Genomic DNA, 10,112 nt, shown 5'->3' with positions numbered 1-10,112 from the left:
CAAGCAGGAGGTCAGGGGTTCGATTCCCCTAAGCTCCACAAGGAACAGAATCCCTCGGTCGTAAGGCCGGGGGATTCTTGCGTTCTGGGCATGCGAGTTACTGACCGCGTTTATGTCAAAAATGGCCTGAAAAATGGCTTGAAAGTGTCATAAACTCGCACAGTTTCACATTTGCAGCCCGTCTTTTGAAGTTGTCAGGTTTGCTGCTTAACCAAAAACGCCCGACCGTCTGCGCACCTACTGCACAGAACGATCGAGCGTGAAAAGGATTTTGGCTTATCTAGCCGCAGCCGCCTATTTACTTCTTGCGAGCCTGACCCGGCTTCGGAGCCGGCTTGGACGGCTTGGAAGAGATCTTCTTAGCGTCCTCAGCGTTCTTCTTCTCGGTCTTAACCTCGTCGACCTTAATCTGAGCCTGCTTGGAAGCCTCAGCAGCCTTCTCCTCTACGGTCTCCTTTACCTCTTCAGCCTTTTCCTCGACCTTGTGCTTAACTTCTTCAGCCTTCTGCTGGTACGGAGCCGGGTCGACCGGGAGCTTGTCGTCCTTGCGGAGCTTCCAGACGATGACACCGACAATCGCCGCAACAACAGCGAAGACCAGGGAAGCGGTGGCAATGCGGCCGTTCTTGGCGCGCTGCTCTTCCTTGCCGGTCACCTTGTCGATGGCCTTCTGGGTGCGCACCTCGAGGTCCTTGCGGGCCTTCTTGGCCTTCTTTTCAGCCTTCTTAGCCTCGCAGCGAGCCTTGCAACGGGTCTTCTTGCCCTTGCGCTTGGCATCCTTGGACTTCTTCTCAACCTTGCCGGTCAGTTCTTCAGCCTGCTCAGCGAGCTGATCGCGAGCGTCGGAAACCTTTTCCTTAACATCTTCTGCCCAATCGGATGCCGCGTCCTTTGCGGCCTCGTTCTGTGCAGCTGCCACCTTCTTAGCCTCCTGCATCGTGTCGTAGAGCTCTGCAGCCTTCTTGTCCCGGTAATCCGAGTAGCTGTCGTAGGCGGACTTGAGTCCCTTCACAGCCAGCGAGATCGCATTCGGGTTCATGACTCTCCTTAATTAGTGCGTCGCCAACTGGCTTCGCCTTTAATTCTCAATCATCGATTAATGCTGCTGCGGCACTTGGGTTAATTGACCCAATAGGTAGGCCCATCTTTCCTAGCACCGAAATTTCTACAGCAGGGTCACATTCCAGCTTAGGCACTATTTGATCTTCATGGGGGTCAACGCAGAAGTCTTTTCGTCGCACCTTCTCGCAGAGAAGCTGACTAGTTGGCGCAAATGGCCACCAAGGTCGGTATCCTAAGGGGCGTGACTATTAAGACTGCTACTGCAACTGTGCACACCAACCATGGCGATATCGTGATTGACCTATTCGGCAATCACGCGCCGAATACCGTCGACAACTTCATCGGCCTGGCAGAGGGCACGAAGGAGTACAAGGGGCAGAACGCCTCTGGCACCGAGTCCGGCCCGTTCTACGATGAGGCTATCTTCCACCGCATCATCGCCGGTTTCATGATTCAGGGCGGCGACCCGCTGGGCACTGGCACCGGCGGCCCGGGCTACATGTTCGACGATGAGATTCACCCGGAGCTCCAGTTCGATCGTCCGTACCTGCTCGCCATGGCAAATGCCGGCAAGCGCGGCGGCCGCGGCACCAACGGTTCCCAGTTCTTCATCACCGTTGTTCCGACTCCGCACCTCAATGGCGCTCATACCATCTTCGGTGAGGTCGCTGATGACGCCTCGAAGAAGGTTGTCGACGAGATCGCCCGTGTGGCCACCGACCACTGGGATCGCCCGCTGGAGCCGGTCGTGATTACCTCCATCGACATCGAGAAGTAATCCGCCAGCTTCTTCGCCTTTAACCCGCCCGCTCGTCCGGGCGGGTTTTTTCATGCTCATTTTCGCTTTACGACGGCCCGTAACTTCAATGTTGCATTTAGGGGTAGTGGGGGTAGTAGTAGATTTAGTTGATTCTCCACATGTCCACAGACCTGTGGACAAAATTCTCCACTGTTCACCTAGGTGAACACCGGCCGATTTGAACGTTACGGGTCCCAATTTTCACAAATTACAACAATCCACAGTTGTCCACAGACTTGTGCACATGTGTGGATAATCCCATTCTTGTAATTTACGAACCCTCGTTCGAAAGTGGTCGAACACTGCAGAATATTGGAATTATACACAGAATGACTTGCAAGTATGTTACTTGTTCACAGAGTTATCCACAGGCTGTGGATACTGTGGACGCAGGGGAGAGGCCGAAAAATGTGATGCTTTACGGTTTCCGCCCCGTAACCCGTGGGAAATTTGAGACGAAAACTCTCCACAGTTATCCACAAATTACATGATTGTTACACAGGTTTCTGTGGATAACTTTTCCGGCCTTCATATACAGCTACATGCCAAGATTCGCGAAAATCGTGTGGGAATCGGGTGTATTAGCAGGGGTAAAATGACCTGCGGTTTTAGATATCAAAAAAAGGCGCACCCAAAATTGGATGCGCCTTAAGAGATGCGGAACCTGAAAGCTGGCTAGCGCCAACCCATGGTCATCAACAGACCAACAATGAAAAGACCAAAGCCAATGAGGTAGTTCCACGCGTTCAGAGAAACCATGAATGGAATATGCGGCCCTGCGATGTAGTTGACCAGCAGCCAGCCCAGACCAATCAGCATGAATCCGAACATCAGCACCTTGTACCACACCGGAGTCTGGGTGCTATTGATCTTCACCGGGGTACGGCTGATGGAGGAGCCGCCTGATTGCGGCGAACTAGTGCTTTCGATCTTTGCCTTAGGCATAGCGCTTTAAATTCCTTAAGTTGCAGTTAGCAGATTGCGGTCAGCGCGGTATCTACACTCCCGCGATATATGCACAATTGTAAACTTTGCATCCGAACTTACCAGTGAACTTCGCAGGCAGTAGAATTCCCAGTTATGCAGATTCTCGTCGTCGATAATTATGACAGCTTCGTGTTCAACCTGGTCCAGTACATAGGCCAGCTCGGTGAAACGGTTACTGTCTGGCGCAATGATGATGCGCGTCTCCGAGATGTTGACGACGTCGTAAAGCAATTTGATGCGATTTTGCTGTCGCCCGGTCCCGGTGAGCCATCGAATGCCGGATGGACAGAGGATATCATTCGCGCGGTGACCAGGCAGGATGATCCGACGCCGGTGCTGGGCGTGTGCTTGGGACATCAGGCGATTGGTGAGGTCTTCGGTGCGCGAGTCGTGCGTGCCGACGAACTGTTGCACGGCAAGACCTCCCCGGTCACGCATGACGGCACGGGTGTTCTGGCCGATGTACCCAGTCCTTTTATTGCCACGCGCTATCATTCGTTGACGGTGAATCCGACAACGTTGCCGGAGGAGCTCATTGCCACGGCGTTCACGGATTCGGGCATGTTGATGGCGATGCGTCACCGCGACCTGCCGATTCACGGTGTGCAGTACCACCCGGAGTCGGTGCTCACCCAGTATGGGCACCGCATGTTGGTCAACTGGCTGCGGTTGGCCGGCGGCGAGTACTCCGAGGAACTCCTGGCGGAGTTGGAAGAGCAGCAGGCCGTGTACCAGCGCGCCTTCTCAGACGTGCTGGCACACTAGCCGCTAGCTGCAATTAGTTAGGCAGCAACTCCGGCAACCTCAGGCCGGGCTCCGGGTTGTCGGGCTCTTCCGGCGGAGGAACACCTAGGCGGTAGACGCGGAGGGTAACTTCGCCGTCCTTGTTGACATTGTCCCCGGCCGATGGGCTGGCCTTCTCCACTCGATCGACCTTAGCCAGGTCGAGGGTGGTGACATCCTCAGTGCGGATGTGACCTTCAAAGCCAGCATCCGAGAGTGCCTTTTGCGCGTCGGCCAAGGTTTGGCCTTCAACTCGTGGCATCTTAATTTGGTTGCCGCGCGAAACGTGCAGCTCGACGGTCGTGCCGACCGTAAGCTCCGTGCCCTTTTGCGGAACCTCCACAACCGTGCCCTGCTTCTCGGTGGAGTCAACTTCGACCACCTCGACGATGAATCCAGCGGACTCGAGAGTCGTCCGAGCCGACTCTAAGGTCTGGCCAGTGACATCCGGAACAGTCTTGGTCTCCAGCCCGGATGAAACCGTCAGAGTTACACGAGTGCCCTTCGACACCTGAGAACCAGCAGCTGGGGACTGCTCAATGACGTTGCCGCGAGGAATTTCTTCATGCGGTTCCTCGCGCAGCTTTGGATTGACGACGAGTCCCGCCTCTTCAAGTAGACGGCGCGCCTCCTCGGCCTTCTTGTCCCGAACATCCGGCACGTTGGTCAACTCCGGTCCGGAGGAAACGCGCAGCTTGATGCGCGACCCCTCTGGAAGGCCGGAACCCACACCCGGTTCGGTGGCGATGACCGTGTCTCGCGGCACATCTGGGTTCGGTTCGTCGACACGGTTGACGACAAAGCCCGCCTGCTCGAGAACCTGCATGGCCTCATTGACATTCATGCCTGCGACCTGCGGGATGGCAACGGTCTCGACCTTGTTGGCCGAGTCGAAAATCTGGTAGGCACCGTAGCCGACACCGCCGAGAGCCACCATGGCAGCGGCTACCAGCGCGATAGTTTTGCCCGTGCTCTTCTTCTCTTCGGGCTCTTCAGTAGCAGCAACCTGCGCTGGAGCTTCCGATTGTGGAGCTGACTCCTCCGGCTGAGGAACCGGAACCGGAGCCGGAGCCGGAGCGACTCGAGTTTCGGCATCCGATGCCGATGCCGGAAGGAATTCGGTGGTCTTGGCGTCGTCGGCATGCGCGCCGTGATGCGCCAGAGCCAACGGATTCTCGCCGCGAGCGAGACGACGCAGCTCCTCGGCGAACTCTTCCGCCGAGTCATAGCGCTCCATCGGGTCCTTGGCCATCGCGGTCAGCAGCACCGCGTCGAGAGCCTGTGCCGTGGCCGGATCTGTGTTGATCTGTTCCGAAGGCCGCGGTGGTTGATCTTGAACATGCTGGTAGGCGACAGAAAGCGGGGTTTCGCCGGTGAATGGCGGGGAGCCCGTGACGGCCTCGAAAAGGACGCAGCCGACAGCGTAAATATCGGAGCGGGCATCAGCGGTCTTGCCACGCGCCTGTTCCGGGGAGAGGTACTGAGCGGTACCCAGCACCGCAGCCGTCTGTGTCATCGCGGTGGAGTCACCGAGCGCGCGGGCGATACCGAAGTCCATGACCTTCACCTTGCCGGTGTTGGTCAGCATGATGTTCGCCGGTTTGATGTCGCGGTGAATGATGCCGGCCTGGTGGGATGCCGTCAGCGCGTCACACACCGATGCCATGATTAACGCGGCTTTCTTCGGGTCGAGCCGGCCCTCACGACGAACAATATCGCGCAGAGTTTCGCCCTGAATCAACTCCATGACGATAAATGGCACAAGCCCCATCGGGCTTTCCGTCTCGCCGGTGTCGTACACCGAAACAATGGACGGATGGTTCAGCAGCGCGGAGTTTTTCGCTTCACGACGAAACCTTGCGAGGAAGTTCTCATCTCTGGCAAGGTCAGCCCTCATCATCTTGACCGCGACGGGGCGCCCCAGAACAGTGTCTTCAGCTCGGTAGACATCGGACATGCCACCAACGCCAATGAGCTCGCCCAGCCGATACCGGCCGGAGAGGAGATCGTCATTGCCAGACATTGTTCGTCAGTCCCTTCGGAAGGATTTCCACCAAAACTTCTTGTACGTGAATATTACTGTGCATCTGGGTTCCCCAAGGTATTACCACCGCCATTGCTCGGCGGTGTCTGAATACCCGGTAGTCCACCACCAGTGGAGCCATTACCGCTATCGGTACCTGAATCCTGCGTCGAGTCGGAGGTGTCCGGAGCGGACTCGTCAGCCCCCTGGTCAGTCGGGTTACTGGGCGTCCAGCTGTTGTTGCCGCCGGAGTTGCCGCCGTTAGTACCCCAGTTACCGGAATTACCGCCCGACCAATCGGAGTCAGAACCATCGTCGGAGTCGGTATCTTCCTCGGTGGTCTGCTGCGATTGGCTTGGAAGGTACTGCTCCAAACCAGGGATGTTCGGCAGAGAACCGGTCGTCGATAGTGAATAGACCACTGCGATGGCACCGGCCAGAAGCACGAGAAGTACCAACAGCACAATGCTGCCGCAACCACATCCGCAGCCGCTGCTCTTCTTTTTCTTCGCAGGCTTGCGCTGTCCAGCGGGCTGCACTGGTCGCTGTGGTTGCCGCTGTGGCTGAGAAACCGGCATCGGTGGCCGTGTCATGGCGCCCAGTTCGGTCGTCGCCGGGTTGGCGGCGTTGGACTGTCGGTGCACCGTAGGAGTAACACCTCGAGGTTGAGGCGGACGGTGTCCCGCGCGCACCCGTAGCACGGCTTGGGCCAGCTCACGGCCGTCTGCATATCGACGTTGCGGGTCCTTGCGCAGCATAACGCCGATGAGTTCGCGGATATGCGGATTGACCGTCGGCGCCAGCGCCGGTGGAGCCTCGTTGATGTGCGCCACGGCAACAGCAACGGTGGAGTCGCCCTGGAAGGGGCGGACACCGGCCACCATCTCGTAGGCGACACAACCGAGCGAGTAGATGTCCGTTGCCGGAGTTACCTGCTTGCCTTGGGCTTGCTCCGGGGAGACATACTGTGCGGTACCGACGACCATCCCGGTGCGTGTCAATGGCACCGCTTCGGCTGCCTTGGCAATGCCGAAGTCCGTAATCTTCACGGTGCCCTCGGGAGTCACCAGCAGGTTTCCCGGCTTGATGTCGCGGTGGACGAGGTTCGCAGCGTGGATTGCCGACAGGCCGTGCGCGGTCTGTTCCAGCACATCGAGCATCAGATGCTCCGGCAGCGTGCGACGTCGCTGTAGCACCTGCGACAGGGATTCGCCGCGGATGTACTCCATGACGATGTAGCACGCGCCGTGGCTACCGATGTCGCCTTCCTCGTAGGTGACAATCTTCACCACGTTCGGGCTGTTCACACTGCGCGCAGCCGAGGCCTCATTCTTGAAGCGCTGCCGGAACTCGTAGTTGTCCGAGTATTCCTGGTTCAGCAGTTTGATAGCAACCAGTTCGCCGCTGGCGGAGTCGTCGGCAAGCCAGACGGTGGACATACCGCCACGGCCGAGCAGACGGCGAACGTGATAATGGTTGCCGACGATGTCTTGGACTTGATGGGCATCCATGCTTATCGACCTGCCTGTTCGACCGCGCTAATGAGCGCGCGGCCAATTGGGGCAGCGACGGAGGCGCCGGTAGCTCTCTGGCCCTGACCGCCACCGTTTTCCACGACGACAGCCACGGCGACATCGGAGTCCGGAGCAAAGGCGATGTACCAGACGTGCGGTGCGTACTCGCCGCGGACGGCACCGTGCTCCGCAGTACCGGTCTTGGAAGCGATGTGTGAACCGTTGCCGCCGGAGTGCGACTCGGAACCGCGCATCAGCTCAGTCACGGTCTGCGCAATCTCCGGCGTGACTGCCTCGTCGGCCTTGATCGGCTTGAAGGACTTAATCTCGGAGAGGTCGGCACCGCGCACGGACTTGATGATTTGCGGTTCCATGCGCACGCCACCGTTGGCGATCGTGGCGGCGATGATTGCGTTGTCCAGCGGCGTGAAGGACACATCGCGCTGACCAATTGATGTCTGTCCCAGCGAGGACTTATCTGGAATCTCGCCGACAGTAGACGCCTCAATTGGCAGGCCCGCGTTGTCGTGGGTCTCACCGATGCCAAAACGCTTAGCGACGTCCTTGAGAGCATCGGCCCCGTACTGCATACCGAGCTCAGCAAATGCCGTATTGCAGGACTGCGCGAAGGCCTGGCGGAGCGTCGTAGTGTCCCCACCGCAGGTCGAACCACCGTAGTTTTCTAAGCTGGTAGTCGTATCCGGCAGCGTAATCTGCGGTGCGCCGGTAACCGACGTCTCCGGAGAGGCACCTTGCTCCAGAGCCGTGACCGTGGTCAGCACCTTGAAGGTGGACCCCGGAGGCAGCGGACGCTGAGTGGCGTGGTTGAGCAGTGGTGCGCCCTCGTTGCTATTCAGGGATTGCCAGGTGCCCTCGTCGCCGGCGGCGATGTCATTCGGGTTGAACGACGGCGTGGAAGCCATCGCGAGAATTTCACCCGTCGATGGGCGAATAGCGACGGCGGAGCCGACGTAGCCACGCTCGGCGAGCTGGCGGTACGCAGTCAGCTGAGCTTCCGGCAACAGCGTCAGCTCGGTCGAGGCACCCGAGGGTTCCTTGCCCGTGACCATGTCCAGGGCACGGGAGGTAAACAGCGACGGATCGCTGCCATTCAAAATTTGGTTCTGAGAGCGCTCAATACCGGCAGAGCCATAGATGTCCGACAGGTATCCGACCACTGCGGCGTACGCCTCCGGGTCGGTGTCGTAGCTGCGGTCATAGAAGCCCTTGTCGTTCTTCACCGAGTGCGCCAGGATTGCACCGTCAGTGCTAATTTGGCCGCGAGGTTTGGACTTTTCCTCCAGAAACTGGCGGCTGTTCAGCGGGTTGTGGGCGTACTTGTCCTGCTGGAAGCCCTGAATGTAGGTCAGGTTGGCCAGCAGAAGGACAAAGAGTCCAAGCACGACAACAAAGATTTGGCGAATGGTCTTATTCATCTACTGGTTCACCTCCTGTGTGGCGTGGGCGGCATCATTGGAACCGGAGGGGCTGCTCGGAATACCCCAAGGACGGTTGGCCTCATCGGAGATGCGCAGCACGATGGCCAACATGATGTAGCTGGCCAACAGAGAAGAACCACCGGCGGACATGAACGGTGTGGTCAGACCAGTCAGCGGCATCATCTTGGAAACACCGGCTGCGACCACGAACAGCTGAATGGCCATCGAAAATGCGACACCGGCTGCCAGCAGCTTGCCGAAGGAATCGCGCACTGCCAAGCTCGCCGCTATGGCGCGGGAAATCAAAATTGCGAACAGCAGGATGATGGCGCTCAACCCGATGAAACCGAGCTCCTCGCCGAAGGCGGAGAGGATGAAGTCAGAGTGCGCCACCGGGATGTTCTGCGGGTAGCCCTGGCCCAGGCCGGTGCCGCTGATGCCGCCCCAGCTCATGCCGAACAGTCCCTGCGAGAGCTGGTAGCCGCCCACGTCGTAGGAACCTAACGGATCCAGGAAGTGCGTGACGCGGTCCTGAATCTTGTCCGAGACCTTATAGACACCGACACCGCCGATGGTCACCAGCACCAGGCCGATGATTAGCCAGGAGCCACGACCAGTTGCCGCGTAGAGCATCGCCAGCACCGTGCCGAAGAGCACCAGCGCCGGGCCAAAGTCATTCTGCAGAGCCATGATGATGGTGGCAATGCCCCAGATCAACAGAATCGGGCCGAGGTCGCGAACACGCGGGAAATCAATGCCCAGGAAACGCTTGCCCGCGACATTGAACAGCGAGCGCTTATTCACCAGTAGTTGTGCGAAGAAAATCAGCAGCATGACTTTGGCGAACTCGCCCGGCTGCATGGAGAACGGGCCGATGGAAATCCAGATGCGAGCATCAGATTCAATCGACGACGGCCACACCAGCGGCAGCGCCAACAGGATCAGTCCACCGAGACCCAGCAAATACGAGTACTGCGACAGCGAGTGATGGTTCCGCAGCAGAATAATTACGCCGACAAACAGTGTCACGCTGAGCACGGTCCACATGATTTGGTTGCGCACTAATGAGGTGCCGTTAGCCAGGTCGAGGCGGTGAATCATCACCAGCCCCAGCGCATTGAGTGTGGCCGCAACCGGCAGCATCACCTGATCGGCGTTGGGTGCCACAACGGTCAGCGCGATATGCGCCACCGCAAAAATCACAAAGAATCCACCGATGATGTAAAAGACATCGGAGGTCAGGGAGTTACCCTGAGCCAGTTCCAGCGAAATAAGTGCCAAAAGCAACAATCCTGCCGACAGCAGCAGCAGGAGCATTTCCTTCATCCGAAGCTGTCGCTTCGTGGTAGTTTCACTCATTTTCGCACCTGCCTACAGTTGACTCCTGGCTTCGAGCCCAGCTTTTCATCTTTCTTGTCGGCGGATGTGGCGTCCTTGTTGCCATTGGTGCTGTCATCGTCGGAAACGGACAGACATACCGGCAGTGCCGACTCTGCCAAACGGCC

General features: G+C 58.2%; 8 protein-coding genes. 2 read left to right on the top strand and 6 right to left on the bottom strand.

The window, feature by feature from the left end; genetic code table 11:
• Positions 1–298: 298 nt before the first annotated feature.
• Entirely contained in the window at positions 299–1,039 is a 741-nt protein-coding gene (locus Q0U90_RS11105) for a hypothetical protein (protein WP_297455066.1), read from the bottom strand.
• Between the two features lie 234 nt (positions 1,040–1,273).
• Here Q0U90_RS11105 and Q0U90_RS11100 point away from each other — a divergent pair, with 234 nt between their 5' ends.
• The gene (locus Q0U90_RS11100; protein WP_297455062.1) at positions 1,274–1,840 is read left to right on the top strand and encodes a peptidylprolyl isomerase; all 567 of its coding nucleotides are present in this window, start codon (positions 1,274–1,276) and stop codon (positions 1,838–1,840) included.
• Positions 1,841–2,536: 696 nt separating this feature from the next.
• Here Q0U90_RS11100 and crgA read toward each other — a convergent pair.
• Positions 2,537–2,806, bottom strand: a complete 270-nt coding sequence (crgA, locus tag Q0U90_RS11095; RefSeq protein ID WP_297455059.1) for a cell division protein CrgA — start codon at positions 2,804–2,806, stop codon at positions 2,537–2,539.
• Positions 2,807–2,941: 135 nt separating this feature from the next.
• On the opposite strand from crgA, the gene Q0U90_RS11090 reads away from it, so the two are divergent.
• A complete protein-coding gene (locus Q0U90_RS11090) occupies positions 2,942–3,613 on the top strand; it encodes an aminodeoxychorismate/anthranilate synthase component II (RefSeq protein WP_297455057.1) in 672 nt (223 codons plus the stop codon).
• Positions 3,614–3,626: 13 nt separating this feature from the next.
• Here the strand turns inward: Q0U90_RS11090 and pknB are convergent, their stop codons facing one another.
• Genes pknB through Q0U90_RS11070 form a run of 4 tightly spaced genes read right to left on the bottom strand, consistent with a single transcriptional unit; the run spans position 3,627 to position 9,966 of the window.
• Positions 3,627–5,654 (bottom strand): Stk1 family PASTA domain-containing Ser/Thr kinase, encoded by a 2,028-nt coding sequence (gene pknB, locus Q0U90_RS11085; RefSeq protein WP_297455055.1) that lies wholly within the window; start codon positions 5,652–5,654, stop codon positions 3,627–3,629.
• A gap of 53 nt (positions 5,655–5,707) precedes the next feature.
• Positions 5,708–7,165 carry a serine/threonine-protein kinase gene (locus Q0U90_RS11080; RefSeq protein WP_297455052.1) on the bottom strand — a complete coding sequence of 486 codons (1,458 nt, stop codon included), beginning with the start codon at positions 7,163–7,165 and terminating at the stop codon, positions 5,708–5,710.
• Positions 7,166–7,167: 2 nt separating this feature from the next.
• Positions 7,168–8,604, bottom strand: a complete 1,437-nt coding sequence (locus Q0U90_RS11075) for a penicillin-binding transpeptidase domain-containing protein (protein ID WP_297455048.1) — start codon at positions 8,602–8,604, stop codon at positions 7,168–7,170.
• On the bottom strand, positions 8,605–9,966 hold the full coding sequence (locus tag Q0U90_RS11070) for an FtsW/RodA/SpoVE family cell cycle protein (RefSeq protein ID WP_297455045.1): 1,362 nt from the start codon (positions 9,964–9,966) through the stop codon (positions 8,605–8,607).
• Between the last annotated feature and the right edge of the window lie 146 nt (positions 9,967–10,112).

This window comes from uncultured Corynebacterium sp., from assembly GCF_946998835.1.
GTDB lineage: Bacteria > Actinomycetota > Actinomycetes > Mycobacteriales > Mycobacteriaceae > Corynebacterium.
This window is presented reverse-complemented; position numbering and strand designations above follow the sequence as displayed.

Coding starts and splice junctions, on each gene's coding strand:
- Q0U90_RS11105 (WP_297455066.1), bottom strand. CDS start 1,039: ATGAACCCGAATGCGATCTCGCTGGCTGTGAAGGGACTCAAGTCCGCC.
- Q0U90_RS11100 (WP_297455062.1), top strand. CDS start 1,274: ATGGCCACCAAGGTCGGTATCCTAAGGGGCGTGACTATTAAGACTGCT.
- crgA (WP_297455059.1), bottom strand. CDS start 2,806: ATGCCTAAGGCAAAGATCGAAAGCACTAGTTCGCCGCAATCAGGCGGC.
- Q0U90_RS11090 (WP_297455057.1), top strand. CDS start 2,942: ATGCAGATTCTCGTCGTCGATAATTATGACAGCTTCGTGTTCAACCTG.
- pknB (WP_297455055.1), bottom strand. CDS start 5,654: ATGTCTGGCAATGACGATCTCCTCTCCGGCCGGTATCGGCTGGGCGAG.
- Q0U90_RS11080 (WP_297455052.1), bottom strand. CDS start 7,165: ATGGATGCCCATCAAGTCCAAGACATCGTCGGCAACCATTATCACGTT.
- Q0U90_RS11075 (WP_297455048.1), bottom strand. CDS start 8,604: ATGAATAAGACCATTCGCCAAATCTTTGTTGTCGTGCTTGGACTCTTT.
- Q0U90_RS11070 (WP_297455045.1), bottom strand. CDS start 9,966: ATGAGTGAAACTACCACGAAGCGACAGCTTCGGATGAAGGAAATGCTC.